The following is a 17,437-nucleotide window of genomic DNA, read 5'->3' as shown; positions in this document are numbered from 1 at the left end:
ATATGTCAGAGAATAGTTACGATTCTTCGAGTATCAAGGTATTAAAAGGCCTTGATGCAGTCCGTAAGAGACCTGGTATGTACATTGGTGATACTGATGATGGCACAGGTCTTCATCACATGGTATTCGAAGTGGTCGATAACTCTATCGATGAAGCTTTAGCAGGCCATTGTAGTGATATCACCATTAGCATTCATTCAGATGGTTCAGTCTCAGTAAAAGACGATGGTCGTGGTATTCCTGTTTCGATACATGAAGAAGAGGGTATCTCTGCCGCTGAAGTTATTATGACCGTACTTCATGCTGGCGGTAAGTTTGATGATAACTCTTATAAAGTCTCTGGTGGTCTGCACGGTGTGGGTGTTTCGGTCGTTAATGCGTTATCGAAAAAACTACAGTTAACCATTCGTAGAGCAGGTAAAGTCTATGAGCAGTTTTATACTCATGGTGTACCCGATGCGCCTATCAAAGAAATTGGTGATGCGGTTAAAACCGGTACCGAACTCCGCTTTTGGCCAAGTGGTGACACGTTTACCAATGTTGAGTTTCATTTTGAAATTTTAGCCAAACGCGTACGTGAACTATCATTCTTAAACTCAGGTGTCGGCATTCGTTTAGTTGACGAGCGCGACGGTAAAGATGAGTTCTTTAAGTATGAAGGCGGTATTAGTGCTTTTGTTGATTACTTAAACCGTAATAAAACGCCGATTAACAAAGATGTTTTCCATTTTTCTCATGAGCGCGAAGATGGTATCACCGTTGAAGTTGCGATGCAGTGGAACGATGGTTATCAAGAGAATATTTTCTGTTTTACTAATAATATTCCTCAGCGTGATGGTGGTACTCACTTAGCCGGTTTCCGTGGCGCTTTAACACGTAACTTGAACAACTACATGGAACGTGAAGGTTTTAACAAAAAAGGCAAAACTAACGCGACAGGTGACGACGCGCGCGAAGGCTTAACTGCGGTTATTTCAGTAAAAGTACCTGATCCAAAGTTTAGCTCGCAAACTAAAGACAAACTTGTGTCTAGTGAAGTGAAAAGCGCTGTTGAACAAACAATGGGTGAGCAGTTAAACGATTATCTATTAGAAAACCCAGCAGATGCTAAATTAATTGTGGGTAAAATTGTTGATGCAGCACGTGCTCGTGAAGCGGCGCGTAAAGCCCGTGAAATGACTCGTCGTAAAGGCGCACTAGATTTAGGTGGTTTGCCAGGTAAGTTAGCTGACTGCCAAGAGAAAGATCCTGGTCTTTCTGAAATATACATAGTGGAAGGGGACTCTGCTGGCGGATCAGCCAAACAGGGACGTAATCGTAAAAACCAAGCAATTCTTCCACTAAAAGGTAAGATCTTAAACGTAGAAAAAGCGCGTTTTGACAAGATGTTATCTTCACAAGAAGTGGCAACGCTGATTACTGCATTAGGTTGTGGTATTGGCCGCGATGAATACAACCCAGATAAGACTCGTTATCACAACATCATCATCATGACCGATGCTGACGTCGACGGCTCACACATTCGTACTTTGCTGTTGACCTTCTTCTTCCGTCAAATGCCTGAATTGATCCAACGTGGCTATATTTATATTGCTCAACCACCACTTTTCAAAGTGAAAAAAGGTAAGCAAGAACAGTATTTGAAAGATGAGCCAGCATTAACTGAGTATTTAACCACTCAAGCACTCGATGGCACCAATATTTATCCAAGCCCAGGTGCTTTTGGTATGTCTGGTGAGCCATTAGAGCGTTTAGTGGCACAGTATCGTGAAGTTGAGCGCATTATTAAGCGCTTAGAAAAACGCTACCCAACCAACCTACTTGACCGTATGTTGTATCACCCAGAAGTGACTACAGCAGTGTTAAGTGACGAAGCGCAAATGACTGCATGGTGTAATGGCTTCATTGCAGATCTAGTTGAACGTGAAAGTAGCGGTATTATTTTTACAGCTAATGTAATGCTTGACCCTGAGCGCAAGGTTTACACTCCTAGCGTGACAATCCGCAAGCACGGTATTGATACTAACTATCTATTTGGTTATGACTTCTTCACATCATCTGATTATCAGCGTATCGCTAAGCTAGGTGCTGCATTAGAGGGGATGATTGAAGAGGGTGGTTATGTACAACGTGGCGAACGTGTTAAAGAAGTTGAAAGCTTCTTAGAAGCATTAGATTGGACTATTAGTGAAGCTAAACGCGGCCTATATATTCAACGTTATAAAGGATTGGGTGAAATGAACCCTGAACAATTGTGGGAAACTACAATGGATCCAGAATCTCGTCGTATGTTACGCGTTACTATTGAAGATGCAGTTGCTGCTGATCAGCTATTTACATGTTTGATGGGTGACCAAGTTGAGCCGCGTCGTGAGTTTATTGAAACTAACGCGCTTAATGTGGCCAACTTAGACGTATAACAAAATTTTAGTGTATAAATGGGTGCCTTTGGCACCCATTTTTGTTTTTAGTGCTATGGTTATAATAGTATTTATTTAACATTTAATAAGGCTATTTACAGTGGTTATTGGTTTCTTTAAAAAATTGTTTAATGTTCGAGACCGCAATGAACAGGCCAAATTCACTGGCATTAGCACTGCAGAGAAACGTCAGCAAACCAAATCCAAAGCACCAGTACCTGCAATAGAGGTTACGCAACATCAAGCAGTTGAATCGCAGTTAGATCTGTCGGCTTTATTTTACAGTTTATTATTTGCAAACCAACAAACTACAACAACAGGAATAGCGAATAATTTAGAGCGAAGCGTGATGCACAATATTGAACTGGCATTAAGCTCACCTCAGTCGATTGCGGAAAATGTATTAAAGCTGCCCAGCAAAATACTCGAGCTAGATAAAAAACTAGCCGACGACAGTATTGAAACCCAAGAACTAATACAACTTATTGAACAAGACCCTCTGTTGTGTGTTGAAGTACTTAAGTTATGTAATTCGCCTGCTTTTAAACGAGCTGAGAATGATGTTAGCAGTATTCAACAAGCGCTAGTACAAGTGGGGCGACAACAATTAAGGCAATTTATTACCGCGAGTTTAGCCCGTGAGTTAATTGATATAAAGCCTATTTATTTTAGACGCTTTGGGGCTGAAATCTGGCGTCATTCTATGCAAGTTGCTTTTTTGGCCAGCGAGTTAGCGAGCCCCGAGCAACGAGACAGCGCTTTTTTAGTGGGCTTACTGCATGATGTAGGTAAAATTGCGATTTTTAAAATGCTGGTGGATGCTTTTTATCAAGCAGAACCTGGAGAGCAGCCTAATTCAATACTATTTAAGCAGGTGATGACCACAAAATCGTTGACCTTAAGTGCACTGTTAGCGCGCTGTTGGCAATTACCACTGCACTTTGAAACACCGTTAACGTTATTGGCCAATACCAATATTAAACCTACTGATGGCATGACACTGCTTATTTGGAAAGCCAATATTATTAGTGAGTGTTCAATGCTGCAGCAAGTCGACAAATTGCCTCAACCAGCACTAGCCGTGTTGTTAGCTCAGGTTGAGTGTAGTGAAGAAGATTTTATCGTTTTGCATCAAAAGCTTATCCAGTTTTAAATTGATATCAATGCGGGTAAGGTGTCTGCCTTAACCTTTTATAGCCCAACGTTGTGGCTGATACTCTTAAGCCATAAAAAGTAAGTCATAAGAAGTAATCAATAAAAAAAGCGCCTTACGGCGCTTTTATTTCAACTACAGCTAATTTACATTATTGCAGCAACGAAATGTCTGCAACGTGCAAGAACTGCTCACGAAGATTGGTTAATAACGCTAAACGGTTATTTTTCAATGCTTCATCATCTGCCATTACCATCACATCTTCAAAGAACTGATCGACGTTTTCGCGTAAGTCAGCCAATAGCGTTAATGCTTGTTGGTAATCGCCATCAGCAAACAGCGGGGCTAACTGTGGTTGTAATTGTACAAGCTTATCAGCGAGCGCTTTTTCTGCTAGTTCTGTTAATAGAGCTGAATTGATGGTTGCGGGTAATTCGCCTTCAACTTTAGCCAATATATTAGAAACACGTTTATTTGCCGCTGCTAGCGCTGTAGAAGCTTCTAAGCTACGGAAATGCGATACAGCTTTAACACGACTGTCAAAATCAGCAGGTTTGGTTGGACGACGAGCTAGTACAGCTAAAATAACGTCAACTTGAATGCCTTTATCTTGGTACCAAGCGCGGAAACGAGCGAGAAGAAACTCAAGTACATCTTCACTAGTATTAGTGTTAGTGATATTAGTCGCATGTAAAGCTTGTGCTTTAGCAATTAACTCTACCAAGTCCAGAGGCAGTTTGTTTTCTACGATAACGCGCAAAATACCAATGGCTGCACGGCGAAGTGCAAATGGGTCGGCCGCACCTTTTGGTGCTTGGCCAATGCCAAAAATACCCACTAGCGTATCTAACTTTTCAGCTAGTGCAACCGCACACGATACTGTAGCCGTTGGTACTGTATCACCCGAGAATTTAGGTTTGTACTGCTCTTCAAGTGCGATAGCAACAGCTTCTGTTTCGCCATCTAAGCGGGCGTAGTGCATGCCCATAGTGCCTTGAGTATCAGTAAATTCCATGACCATGTTGGTCATAAGGTCTGCTTTAGACAATAAACCGGCGCGACTAGCATCTACATTGTTGGTCTCAACACCGTTGTTGTTCATTTGCGTCGCAATGAAACCTGCAAGTTCCGAAATACGTTCAACACGCGCTTTCAATGTGCCTAATTGTTTTTGAAACACCACGGTTTCTAAGCTGGCAATACGAGATGCTAATGTTTGCTTTTTATCGGTGTTAAAGAAAAACTCCGCATCAGCAAGGCGTGGGCGAACCACTTTTTCGTTGCCTGAAATAATCTGCTGCGGATCTTTAGATTCGATATTAGTAACAAAGATAAAGTTAGGCAATAATTTGCCGGCTTTATCAAATACTGGGAAGTATTTTTGATCACCTTTCATGGTGTAAACTAAGGCTTCTGAAGGCACATTTAAAAACTTTTCTTCAAAGCTAGCAGTTAGCACTATTGGCCATTCAACCAGTGAAGCCACTTCTTCAAGTAGTCCATCTTGAATATCGGCAATACCACCTAATTTTGCTGCAGCTGCTTCAGCATCAGCTTTGATTAGCGATTTACGTAATTCATAATCTGCTAGGACTTTACCTTGCTCTTTTAGCGCGGCTAAATAATTGTCAGCATGATCTAACTCAAAGCTGGCTTTACCCATAAAGCGGTGGCCACGAATAATGCGGTCAGATTTAATACCAAGCAATTCACCTGCAACTAATTCGCTACCTAATAGCATAGTCACCGTGTGAACCGGGCGAATAAACTGAGTTTTGTTGTTACCCCAACGCATTGGTTTAGGGATCGGTAATTTATCTAGTGCGCGTTGTGCCATGTCAGCTATTAAGCTTTTAGTTTCAACGCCAACCACTTTAGCTTGATGGACTAACCATTCACCTTTATCGGTGACTAATCGCTCTGCTTGCTCAACCGTAATACCGTTACCACGAGCCCAGCCTTGTGCTGCTTTAGTTGGGTTACCGTCGGCATCAAATGCCGAGCTAATCGCGGGGCCGCGTTTTTCAACGACTTTATCAGCTTGTGCTAATGCAAGACCCAACACATTAATCGCTAAACGGCGAGGGGCGGCATACCAAACTGCAGACTCAAAAGGTAAATCAGCTTTAGTTAATTCATCTGTAAAGCTCGTTAAAAATGATTCAGCTAACGTGCGCAGCGCTTTTGGTGGTAATTCTTCGGTACCAACTTCAATGAGTAAGTTTTCAAAATTCATTCGTTACCTCTACTTACACATTGGGAAGCCAAGAGCTTCACGTGCTTGATAATAAGATTCTGCAACACCTTTTGCCATAGTACGAACGCGAAGGATATAACGCTGACGTTCAGTGACTGATATAGCATGGCGAGCATCAAGTAAGTTAAAAGCGTGAGATGCTTTCATTACTTGCTCGTAAGCAGGTAGTGGTAATGGCTTTTCTAGTGATAATAAGTGCATGCACATCTTTTCACATTGATCGAATAGGGTGAACATAAAATCGACATCGGCATGTTCGAAGTTATAGGTAGACTGTTCTACTTCGTTCTGATGGAAAATGTCACCATAAGTGACACGACCAAGTGGTCCGTCAGTCCAAACAAGATCGTATACGCTATCAACTTCTTGAATGTACATGGCTAAACGCTCAAGCCCGTAAGTGATTTCACCTGTAACAGGGCTACATTCAATTCCGCCAACTTGTTGGAAGTAGGTGAACTGAGTCACTTCCATACCATTAAGCCAAATTTCCCAACCCAAACCCCAAGCACCTAATGTTGGCGACTCCCAGTTATCTTCAACAAAACGAATGTCATGTACTTTGGTGTCGATGCCAAGTGCTTCAAGTGAGCCCAAATATAGCTCTTGAATATTATCTGGAGATGGCTTTAGCACTACTTGAAATTGGTAGTAATGTTGCAGGCGGTTTGGGTTTTCACCATAACGTCCATCAGTAGGACGGCGAGACGGTTGCACGTATGCACTGCTCATTGGCTCCGGGCCTAATGAACGTAAGAACGTCTGCGGGTGGAAAGTACCAGCGCCAACTTCCATATCTAGAGGTTGAACAATTGCGCAACCTTGCTGCGCCCAATATTCCTGAAGGGTTAGGATGAAACCCTGAAATGTCTTTACGTCGTGTTTCGTCGTCATGTCTACTACTGTCAGGCTATTAATAGAAAATGTTAATGATTATACCTTGTAGAGCAAGGCAGATGTAGGTTATTTTTTAACGTACTACTAAAAACGTTAATGGAACCATACCATGCAAGTTAACCGATGTGGCTGGGTAAGTGAAGACCCTTTATATCAGCATTACCACGATACAGTATGGGGACGTCCTGAGTTTGATGCCAAACAGCTTTTTGCTAAGCTTTGTCTTGATGGTCAACAAGCTGGATTATCTTGGATTACGATTCTTAAAAAGCAACAAAACTACCAACAACTGTTTGCTAATTTTGAGCCGAGTATTATTGCTCAGTACGATCAAGCTAAAGTGGAAGCGTTAATGCTTGAACCAGGTATTGTACGTAATCGTCTTAAAATAAACTCGATCATCAGAAATGCTAAAGCTTATTTAGCATTTGTGGAGCAGGGTGATGATTTCTCTAAGTTTTTATGGAGTTTTGTCGGCGGTGAACCGAGAGAAAACAACTTCAGTTCATCAAGCCAAGTTCCTGCACAAACACCAGAATCTGAAGCGATGTCTAAAGCGTTAAAAAAGCTTGGTTTTAACTTTGTTGGCCCAACAATTTGTTATGCCTTTATGCAAGCGGTAGGTATGGTGAATGACCACACGACTGACTGTCATTGTTACGGCCAGTATTGATTTTGATATTTATAAAAAAAAGGGTGTTCCACGTGGAACACCCTTTTTATTGGATTAATTTAATCGTTAGATTTTTTCAAAGAAAAAAGGCTTACGTTTATGTTTATCACCATTGAGTTGATTCATGGTTTCTGAATTAAACAGCTTACCATTAACCATAGTGTAAGTGACTTTATCCGTCGTTCTGATATCGGCTAATGGATCGCCATCAATCACTATTAAGTCAGCCAATTTACCCACTTTAATAGAACCTAGTTGATGGTCCATACCAAAGGTTGTCGCCGGATTGATTGTTGCGGTTTTTAATACTTCCATATTACTCATGCCGCCTTGAGCAAACATCCACATTTCCCAATGTGCAGCTAATCCTTCTCGTTGACCATGAGCACCAATATTAGGTTTAACGCCGATGTTGTTTAACTCATTGGCTACGCGGGCAACATTAAAGTGGTTGTAATGTTCATCTGGCGCGGTAGTGCGGCGCATTGAACGGGCATCAAGAATATCATGCGGGACATACATGCTTAGACGAGGGTGAGCCCAAACGTCTGTTTTGTCATACCAGTAATGCTCGCCAGAAATACCACCATAAGCGACAACTAAGGTCGGTGTGTAGTGTACTTCAGTTTGGCTCCAGAATTGTTTGATGTCATTGTATATAGACGCTGCTGGTAACGAATGTTCTACCGTGGTGTGGCCATCCGCTATCATCGATAAATTGTGTTGCAGCAAACTGCCACCTTCAGGTACTACCATCATTTCGAGCTCTCGTGCAGCAGCAATAATTTGCTGGCGTTGATCCCGGCGAGGTTGGTTGTAACTCTTAACACTAAATGCACCGACTTTTTTAAGACGCTCTAAGTGGAACTTTGCATCATCAAGTGAATCTACATGCGAGGTATAGCCTGGTAAGTTGGCTCCGTATAAAATAGTCCCCGTTGAGAAAATACGAGGGCCAACAATATTGCCTGCTTTTTGTTGTTCAGAAGCAGCAAAAATTTCGGTAGTGTCATTCGATGGGTCGTGAATAGCCGTTACCCCAAGTGACAGCCCAGAATATAAGGCCCAGTTTTGTTGTGGAATAATTTCATCATCCGCTTGTCCGCCGTGGGCGTGAGCATCAAATAAGCCCGGCATAATGCTTTTACCACTAATATCGATAATCTGGGCATTTTTTGGGATCACCGTATTGGCATCACCGACAGTGACAATTTTATTGTCTTTAACGATAACAACACCATTATCTATCACCTGATCATTTTCCATGGTGATCACTTTACCGCCAGTAAACACTACTGTTCCACGTGGAACATCGGCTTTATCTTTAAAGCCAATAGAGGTTATTTTTGGATCGACCTTGGTTTCTGCTTTTACATATTGAGTGTCTACATCGGCTTGATATAAATCAGGGCCCAATGTCCAATACAGTTGGTTATTTTTACCGTTCCAGCTAATGCTTTCACCTGCACGAGCACTCAGTTGAGTAATGGGTAAGTTGGTTGCTTTAGGACCAATCGCAATGGTTTCACCGTGTTTAGCAAAAGGAGTGACGTACACTCTAAAACGCTCAGCAAAAGCCAAGTGCTCACCGTTTGGTGATAAACGAAACTCGGTAGCATGGTCGCTAGTGTAATGGGTACGCTTTTCAAAACCGTTCATACCGATTGATGCAAACTCTGGTGTCTCTCCTGAATCCATAAAGTAAACTCGGTCTGAGTCGTCACCGAATTGTGGCTGATGGCCACTAGCGGTTAGTTTAGTGCTTTGCTTTCCTTTGATATCGACTTTATATAAACCCGGTTCTTGTGACCAAGTTCGTGGTGTCATGTAACCGCCGCGAGCCTTTCGATAAACAACATATTCGCCATCAGGCGAAAAGGTTGGCTCGACATATTTGCCAGGCTCGTTGGTCAACACCTTGGCTTTACCACCTCTGGCGCTAACCACACTGACGGTGCCTTGTTGTTGGTCGTTCCAAGTGGTGAATACGATGTCTTTACCGTCACGTGACCACTGTGGAAACAGCTCATTGATGTCATCATCTAAACGGGTTAATCGTTTATGTTTACCATCTTTAATATCACGAATCCAAATTTTACCTAAGGCTTCAAATACCACTTTTTCGCCGTCAGGTGACACTTGTGCCATACGCAGCATTTTTACATCAAATTCATCTTGATCTAAGTTTTGAGTAAAGCGGACCGATGGCTGAATATCTCTTTGAGATTTAACACTGAATGGAATGTCAGATATTTTTTTACTGTCGACATCAAGTTTATTAATTTTACCTTTAGCCCAAAATACGATGTGCTTATTGTCTTTGGTCCAAGACATTGTTGGATACACGCCATGAATTGCCCAGGTTTCTTGCATATCACGATCGAGTTTGTCATACAGCTTAGTTTCTTCACCAGACTTTAAATCCAGTGAATATAGTGTCGATTGGAATCCATCGCGTTTGATGTAAGCAAGCGTTTTGCCATCAGGGCTTGGTGTTGGGCGGATAGCACCACCAGTTCCTTCAATTAATACTTCGATATCTCCCGTTTGGGTGTCATAGCGCTTAATTTTATAAATACCTTTGACCGAATCTTTTGAGTAATGAAAGGTCTTGCCTGGGGTCGCATCTTGGCTAAAGTAGATATAGCGTCCATCTGGCGAGTAGGCCGGTTCACCCAAATCTTTTTGTTCGTTAGGGCGCTCTGTTAGTTTAACGCCTTCGCCACCAGCAACGTGAAACATCCACACTTCACCCGCTCCGAGGCTGCGGGTGCCGGTAAAATGTTTACGTGCTACTAGGTATTGTGAATCAGGACTCCAGGCCGGGCTGTTGAGTAAACGAAATGTTTCAGTAGTGATAGCGTGTGGATTGGTACCATCGGCATTCATTATCCAGATATTGTCGCCACCATCTTCATCAGAGGTGAAAGCGATATACTTACCGTCAGGGCTATATACTGGCTGCATTTGCCAAGCGATACCTTGTGCCAGTGGTTTGGCTTCGCCTCCTGCTATCGGTATTTGATAAATATCACCTAATAAATCAAATACAATGTGTTCACCATCTGGCGATACATTGACGTTCATCCATGTGCCTTCGGTTACATTGATATCAATTTTACTTAATGGCGCATTTTCTGGAGCATTTACGTGCCATTTTACTTTGTCATCTTCGGCATAGGCAAAGCTAGACATACCTAGAGTAAGTGCCATTGCGGTGTAAAGTGGAGTGAGTTTTTGAGTCAACATAGAGTAGATTATCCGTTGTCGTTTTTATTTTCAGTGGATTTAATCAAGCCTAATACCCGTTTAGGAAATGTCATTTTGCATGATTAGATGACCTAAAGAGTATTTGGCTTTACTGCGTTTGTCGGTTTGAATAGTTCCTTTATCGCATAAATTACCGATAAGGTGTACAACAAATCTGTATCAATTAATGACAGACGTTAACACGTATGTCTGTTATCGATTAATAGACAATGAGTGCTATAGCGTTAGATTTTATTATGAAAGGCTTAAACGAAAATGATTTATCGGTTTTACTAATCTATTTTTACTGAGTCATCTAGTTGTATTAATCCAGTTTGAATCACGCGGCAGGTGACTCCGCCACGCCAGTCGGGCGTTAATGCCTGCTCTAGACCGGAATAAGCTTGTTGCATTTTCTTACATGGATCGGTTTCACCTGTGATTTGTAGTTTAAGCTCAGTACCTATGGTGATCGTTTTACCGACATCTGCTGCGCTAAATTCATAGCCGCTGATCAATAAATTAGCTCTTCGAGTTAACCAGTCTAAATCGGCATTAATTTTTTGGCAGGCTGTGTGCCACTGCTGTTTAGACATGACGGTTACTTGACGTTTTCCTGGTCTGCCAAAAATATCGTTTTCGACGCCTCGCTCTAAGGTCACATTGGCACAAAAGGCTGACTTCATTATGCCGCGTTTTGCTGTTTTATACGCGATAGCTTCCAATGTGATGGTCATTCATTACAGTCCTTTTTTGAGTAAATAGTGGTAAGGAGTCTTGCTGATATCACTGGCAATTAACGTGTGATCCATAAATTCACAAAAACTAGGAATATCACGAGTGGTGGCAGGATCATCTGCAATGACTAATAAAGTTTCACCTTCTGCCATTTTGCGTACTGTTTTTCGAATCATCATTACAGGTTCTGGACATCGAAGACCAAGAGCATCGAGTTGGTGTTGTGCTTGGGTATAAATATCGTTCATGAAATGCTGTCTATGTTTACCTATCGAATTAGCGCTAATGTTACTCTTGTCATTTAAGCTTGCCAAGTTTGCGTGGTTTTAAAGTTATATTGAGTTTTTTTATTATTTTTTAATTTTCATAAAACATGTTTCACGTGGAACATTAGCCAAAGTAGGAAAATTTTAAAATAAAAAAAACGAGCCAATTTGGCTCGTTTTTACAACTCACTTGATACAACTGAAAAGTATCAGCTTGGTATGAGAACGATTAAACGCGTTCGAATACAGTTGCGATACCTTGACCTAAACCGATACACATAGTGGCAAGACCAAGCGTTGCATCTTTTTCTTCCATCAAGTTGATCAATGTTGTCGAGATACGTGCGCCAGAACAACCTAGTGGGTGACCCAATGCAATTGCACCACCGTTAAGGTTAATCTTTTCATCGACAACATCTTGTAAGCCAAGATCTTTAACACAAGGTAATGATTGTGCCGCGAACGCTTCGTTTAATTCGATAAGATCTAAATCGGCAACAGATAAGCCAGCGCGTGCTAATGCTTTTTTGGTTGCTGGTACTGGACCATAACCCATAATTGCAGGATCACAACCGGCAACGGCCATTGAACGAATACGTGCGCGGATGGTTAAACCTAAAGCGCGAGCTTTAGATTCTTCCATCACCAACATTGCAGAAGCACCGTCTGATAATGCAGATGATGTACCGGCAGTCACAGTACCGTTAACTGGGTCGAATGCTGGACGTAAACCGGCAAGTGACTCTAGTGTTGTTTCTGGACGGATAACTTCGTCAGTCATCACTTTGATCAGTGCGCCATTTACATCGTGGCCTTCAATGCCCCAAATCTCTTTGGCAAAACGACCTTCGATAGTGGCTGCATGTGCACGTTGATGAGAACGTACAGCAAACGCATCTTGTTGTTCGCGAGTAATACCGTGCATTTTACCTAACATTTCAGCGGTTAAGCCCATCATGCCAGATGCTTTAGCTACGCGGTTTGCCAAGCCAGGGTGAAAATCAACCCCATGGTTCATTGGTACGTGACCCATGTGCTCAACACCACCAATAATAAAGGTGTCGCCTTGGCCAGTCATAATGGCACGAGCCGCTTGATGAAGGGCGTCCATTGACGAACCACATAAACGGTTTACCGTTACTGCGCCAGCCGATTTAGGAATGCCAGCTAACAATGATGCATTACGGGCAATGTTAAAACCTTGCTCTAGTGTTTGCTGCACACAACCCCAAATCACATCTTCAATGTCGTTAGGGTCTAATTGTGGATTGCGCAACATCAGTGCTTTCATTAATTCTGCAGACAATGTTTCTGCACGTACATTTCTAAATACCCCTGCCTTAGAACGGCCCATAGGGGTACGAATGCAGTCTACGATAACAGCTTGTTTCATGATTTAATTCCTTTCCCACTAATTAGGCTTGGTAGTAACTACCGTTGTTGGCTGCAAGTGCACGCATTGCATCAGTAACTTGATATAAGCCACCAAGATGTGCGTATTTGTCTGCTAGGGCAACAAAGTTTGCTACGCCCATGGTGTCTAAGTAACGGAATACACCGCCACGGAATGGAGGGAAACCAATACCGTAAACTAGACCCATGTCGCCTTCAGCAGGTGATGCAATAATGCCTTCTTCTAAACAACGAACCGTTTCGATGATCATCGGGATCATACAGCGAGCGATGATGTCATCAGACTCGAATGCCTTTAATTCACCAAACTCAGCGCTTAATAATTCATAGCTAGTTGGATCAATGTCTTTTTTCGGCTTACCACGACGGTCAACTGAATAGGCATAGAATCCTTTAGTGTTCTTCTGACCTAGACGTTTGTTTTCAAACATAATGTCGATAGCGTCTTTGCCATTTTTACCCATGCGGTCTGGGAAGCCTTCAGCCATTACTGCTTGAGCGTGATGACCGGTATCTAAACCGACTACGTCAAGTAAGTAGGCTGGGCCCATTGGCCAACCGAACTGCTTTTCCATGACTTTATCGACAGCTGCAAAGTCAGCACCTTCAGCAAGTAGACCACTGAAGCCAGCAAAGTATGGAAACAATACACGGTTAACAAAGAAGCCTGGGCAATCATTCACTACGATTGGGGTTTTACCCATTTTGCTGGCGTAAGCCACTACCGTTGCGATGGTTTCTTCAGAGCTGTGCTCACCACGGATAATTTCAACTAATGGCATTTTGTGCACAGGGTTAAAGAAGTGCATACCGCAGAAACGTTCAGGTTTCTTAAGGCTTTTAGCCAGTAAGTTGATTGAGATAGTCGAGGTATTTGATGCAATAATGGCATCTTCTGATACGTAACCTTCTACTTCAGCTAGTACAGTGGCCTTAACTTTTGGATGTTCAACAACCGCTTCTACAACGATGTCGCTATTTTTGATAGCGGCATAATCTAGAGAAGGGGTGATGTTGTTTAATATTTTAGCCATTTTTTCTGGCGTAGCGCGACCGCGCGCAACTTGTGTTGTCAGAATTTTAGCCGCTTCGTTCAAGCCTAACTCTAATGCTGGCTGAGCGATGTCTTTCATTATAATTGGTGTGCCTTTGCTGGCGCTTTGGTAAGCAATGCCGCCGCCCATAATACCTGCACCCAATACTGCTGCTTGGTTAACATCTTTAGCGAGTTTACCGGCTTTCTTTGCTTTACCTTTAACGAACTGGTCATTTAAGAAAATACCAATTAGCGCTTGTGCGACATCTGTTTTAGCTAATTTAATGAAAGCTTGTGCTTCTATTTTTAATGCGCCATCACGATCCAAACCAGCTGCTTGTTCAACAACATTCACAGCGGCCATTGGCGCTGGATAATGCTTGCCTGCAACTGAGAACACCATCCCTTTTGCGGTTGCAAAAGACATCATGGCTTCAAGTTTTGGTAACTGTAATGGTGATTGCTTTTTGGTGCGACGAGCTTGCCAATCAAGATTACCATTAAGGGCATCATGTAACATTTGAATCGCAGCAGCTTCTAGGTTTTCTGGTGCGACAACGGCATCAATAGCGCCTACTTTTAACGCATCTTCTGGGCGTTGGTCTTTAGCTGTGGTGATCCACTCAAGTGCATTATCTGCACCGATTACTCGAGGTAAACGCACAGTGCCACCAAAACCAGGAATAAGACCTAATTTGGTTTCTGGTAAACCGATGCGAGCATTGGTATCAGCAACGCGTAAGTCAGTCGCTAAAATGGTTTCGCAACCACCGCCTAACGCAAAACCGTTAATCGCTGATGCTGTCGGAAACGGTAAGTCTTCTAGCTTATTGAATACTGCGTTGGCTTGTTCAACCCAAGCTAGCAACGTGGCATCGTCTTGCTGAAATAGCGTTAAGAATTCGGTAATGTCTGCGCCAACAATAAAGGTGCTTTTTGCTGATGTCAGCAGCAAGGCTTTAATATTGGTATTTTGTTTGATGCTGTCTAGGGCGGCATCAAGAGAGGCTATTGTTTCTCTGTCGAATTTATTTACCGAACCTTGTGCGTTAAAACACAGTTTGGCAATATTATCTTCAAGTAACTCAACCTGAATGGTAGGGCTTTGGTAGATCATTGCTTGCTTCCTTATTGCTTAAAAGCGACTTCCACATCTTATTTACTGTGCAGTTATCAAGCTTGAATCACAGCAGTTTCGGCCATCTATTGACCAGCTAATTCTCAGTGTGCGACTAAATGAGATAAATTACAACACCCAATTTAAACGGCCGTTTAATTTTTTATCATCTAGCGAGGTCTTTTTCTGTTTGTGATAGACTTATTGGGTTAAAACTCATGCAAAGGGATAGTCAATGGATCAGTTAGCACATCTGTATCATGCGCACATGGCGGAATTAAATCGCCGAGTAGGCGAAATTTGTCAGCGTGAAAATCTTTCGGGTTTAGTGATTCACTCGGGACAACCTCATCGACAGTTTTTAGATGACCTTAACTATCCCTTTAAAGTGAACCCGCAATTTAAAGCGTGGTTACCTATTTTAGATACGCCAAATTGTTGGGTTATCGCTAATGGTCAAGATAAGCCTACTTTAGTGTTTTATCGCCCAGTTGATTTTTGGCATAAGGTGAATGATGTACCGCAAGCCTTCTGGACTGAGCATTTCGATATTCAATTACTGACCAAGCCAGATCGAATTGCTGATTTTTTACCTAAAGACTTAGCCTCGTGGGCGTATATTGGTGAGCACTTAGATGTGGCTGATGTATTGGGCTTTGCGGCTCGTAACCCTGATGCAGTAATGAACTATCTACATTATCATCGTGCAGACAAAACTCAGTATGAACTTGAGTGCATGCGCAGAGCCAACCAAATTGCGGTAAAAGGACATTTGGCTGCCAAAAATGCGTTTTATGATGGTGCCAGTGAGTTTGAAATTCAGCAACGTTATTTGCTCGAAATTGGCCAAGGCGAAAATGAAGTGCCTTACGGCAATATCGTGGCATTAAATCAAAATGCCGCTATTTTACATTACACCGCTTTAGAACATGTTAAGCCTGCGCAGCGTTTATCTTTTTTGATTGATGCTGGGGCCAGTTATCATGGCTATGCCGCAGATATTACCCGTACTTACTCATTCGAGAAAAATCGTTTTTACGAATTAATCGTCGCATTGGATAAAGTGCAATTAGCCATTATTGAGCAGATGAAGCCAGGGGTTAAGTACGTCGACCTGCACATCGCGACACACCATTATATAGGTCAGTTACTGATTGATTTTGGCTTGGCTAATGGCACTGCTGAACAGTTAGTTGCCCAAGGCGTAACGAGTGCCTTTTTCCCGCATGGGTTAGGGCATATGTTGGGGTTACAAGTTCATGATATGGGCGGTTATTCCCACGATGAGCGTGGAACCCATATTGCTGCACCTGAGGCGCATCCTTTTTTACGCTGTACAAGAGTATTAGCCGCTAGTCAGGTACTGACTATTGAGCCAGGCCTTTATATTATCGATACCTTACTTAATCAGTTATCTGCTACCGCTAAGCAAGCTATTAATTGGACTACGGTTGATGAGATGCGTCCATTTGGAGGCATTCGCATTGAAGATAACGTCATTGTGCATCAAGACCGAGTAGAAAATATGACGAGAGAGTTTGGTCTAGTTGATTGAGTCATATTTAATACCGCAAGCTAACGTACTGATAGAAGAAGAGATAAAGCATAGCCGCTTTATCTCTTTGTTATTTCATTGCCCACATCCTAATAATATGAAGTTAGCGCTTACTGACGTAAAGCAGCAATATCCAGGAGCCAACCATTATTGCTATGCATTTGTAGCCGGCAGCCCAGAAAATACCATTGATATGGGCGCTAGCGATGATGGCGAACCGTCAGGTAGCGCCGGCAAACCCATGCTAGCATGCTTACAAGGCGCAAACATTGGTGAGCTAGGGGTTATTGTAGTGCGTTATTTTGGTGGCACTAAATTGGGTGTGGGCGGTTTAGTGCGTGCTTATACTTCGGGTATAAAGCAAGGGTTAACGCAAATACAGACTCAGGTTAAGCATTTAAGGTATCCTGCACGCTTGGTATGTCATTATGCTCAACTCACCGATGTTGAGTATTTAATTGCTCAATATGATGGTGTGGTGATGGATAAAGAGTTTACCGAAAAAGTTGAAATACACTTTGAACTGGCTAAATCGCACCATCAGGCTTTTAATCAAGCATTAGCTACCCAGACGCAGGGTCAGCTACAAGTAAAGTTTACTGTTTGAGCTATGACGAACTTATGCCAAAATGTCACTCAATTGTTAAATTCGACGCAGCACAA

At 42.4% G+C, this 17,437-nt stretch carries 12 protein-coding genes; 5 read left to right on the top strand and 7 right to left on the bottom strand.

What is annotated here, in order from left to right; genetic code table 11:
* Window positions 1-2 precede the first annotated feature (2 nt).
* Both gyrB and AAEY94_RS16945 read left to right on the top strand, forming a co-directional pair.
* The gene (gene gyrB / locus AAEY94_RS16950) at window positions 3-2,420 is read left to right on the top strand and encodes a DNA topoisomerase (ATP-hydrolyzing) subunit B (RefSeq protein WP_101087365.1); all 2,418 of its coding nucleotides are present in this window, start codon (window positions 3-5) and stop codon (window positions 2,418-2,420) included.
* A gap of 100 nt (window positions 2,421-2,520) precedes the next feature.
* Window positions 2,521-3,573: an HDOD domain-containing protein gene (locus AAEY94_RS16945; RefSeq protein ID WP_101087366.1), complete on the top strand. Its 1,053-nt coding sequence runs from the start codon at window positions 2,521-2,523 to the stop codon at window positions 3,571-3,573.
* Window positions 3,574-3,724: 151 nt separating this feature from the next.
* Here the strand turns inward: AAEY94_RS16945 and glyS are convergent, their stop codons facing one another.
* A complete protein-coding gene (glyS, locus tag AAEY94_RS16940) occupies window positions 3,725-5,809 on the bottom strand; it encodes a glycine--tRNA ligase subunit beta (RefSeq protein WP_101087367.1) in 2,085 nt (694 codons plus the stop codon).
* 9 nt (window positions 5,810-5,818) lie between these two features.
* A complete protein-coding gene (gene glyQ, locus AAEY94_RS16935; protein WP_011635499.1) occupies window positions 5,819-6,724 on the bottom strand; it encodes a glycine--tRNA ligase subunit alpha in 906 nt (301 codons plus the stop codon).
* 112 nt (window positions 6,725-6,836) lie between these two features.
* On the opposite strand from glyQ, the gene AAEY94_RS16930 reads away from it, so the two are divergent.
* Window positions 6,837-7,400, top strand: a complete 564-nt coding sequence (locus AAEY94_RS16930; protein ID WP_101087368.1) for a DNA-3-methyladenine glycosylase I — start codon at window positions 6,837-6,839, stop codon at window positions 7,398-7,400.
* A gap of 66 nt (window positions 7,401-7,466) precedes the next feature.
* Here the strand turns inward: AAEY94_RS16930 and AAEY94_RS16925 are convergent, their stop codons facing one another.
* The 5 genes from AAEY94_RS16925 to fadB form a co-directional block, all read right to left on the bottom strand.
* On the bottom strand, window positions 7,467-10,649 hold the full coding sequence (locus AAEY94_RS16925) for an amidohydrolase family protein (protein ID WP_101087369.1): 3,183 nt from the start codon (window positions 10,647-10,649) through the stop codon (window positions 7,467-7,469).
* Window positions 10,650-10,942: 293 nt separating this feature from the next.
* On the bottom strand, window positions 10,943-11,386 hold the full coding sequence (locus AAEY94_RS16920; protein ID WP_059746101.1) for an MOSC domain-containing protein: 444 nt from the start codon (window positions 11,384-11,386) through the stop codon (window positions 10,943-10,945).
* Window positions 11,387-11,389: 3 nt separating this feature from the next.
* Window positions 11,390-11,635 carry a sulfurtransferase TusA gene (gene tusA / locus AAEY94_RS16915; protein WP_011635503.1) on the bottom strand — a complete coding sequence of 82 codons (246 nt, stop codon included), beginning with the start codon at window positions 11,633-11,635 and terminating at the stop codon, window positions 11,390-11,392.
* A 247-nt stretch (window positions 11,636-11,882) separates the two neighbouring features.
* Window positions 11,883-13,046 carry an acetyl-CoA C-acyltransferase FadA gene (gene fadA, locus AAEY94_RS16910; protein ID WP_101087370.1) on the bottom strand — a complete coding sequence of 388 codons (1,164 nt, stop codon included), beginning with the start codon at window positions 13,044-13,046 and terminating at the stop codon, window positions 11,883-11,885.
* A gap of 22 nt (window positions 13,047-13,068) precedes the next feature.
* Complete coding sequence (gene fadB, locus AAEY94_RS16905) at window positions 13,069-15,219, bottom strand: fatty acid oxidation complex subunit alpha FadB (RefSeq protein ID WP_350979311.1); 2,151 nt, start codon at window positions 15,217-15,219, stop codon at window positions 13,069-13,071.
* Window positions 15,220-15,454: 235 nt separating this feature from the next.
* Between fadB and pepQ the strand changes: the two genes are divergently transcribed.
* Complete coding sequence (gene pepQ / locus AAEY94_RS16900; RefSeq protein ID WP_101087372.1) at window positions 15,455-16,774, top strand: Xaa-Pro dipeptidase; 1,320 nt, start codon at window positions 15,455-15,457, stop codon at window positions 16,772-16,774.
* On the top strand, window positions 16,767-17,381 hold the full coding sequence (locus tag AAEY94_RS16895; RefSeq protein WP_101087373.1) for a YigZ family protein: 615 nt from the start codon (window positions 16,767-16,769) through the stop codon (window positions 17,379-17,381). Before pepQ ends, AAEY94_RS16895 begins: the two co-directional genes overlap by 8 nt.
* Window positions 17,382-17,437 lie beyond the last annotated feature (56 nt).

This window comes from Shewanella sp. AC34-MNA-CIBAN-0136, assembly GCF_040309945.1.
Lineage (GTDB): Bacteria > Pseudomonadota > Gammaproteobacteria > Enterobacterales > Shewanellaceae > Shewanella.
The sequence above is the reverse complement of the archived record's forward strand: the minus strand, read 5'-3'. Positions and strand labels throughout refer to the sequence as shown.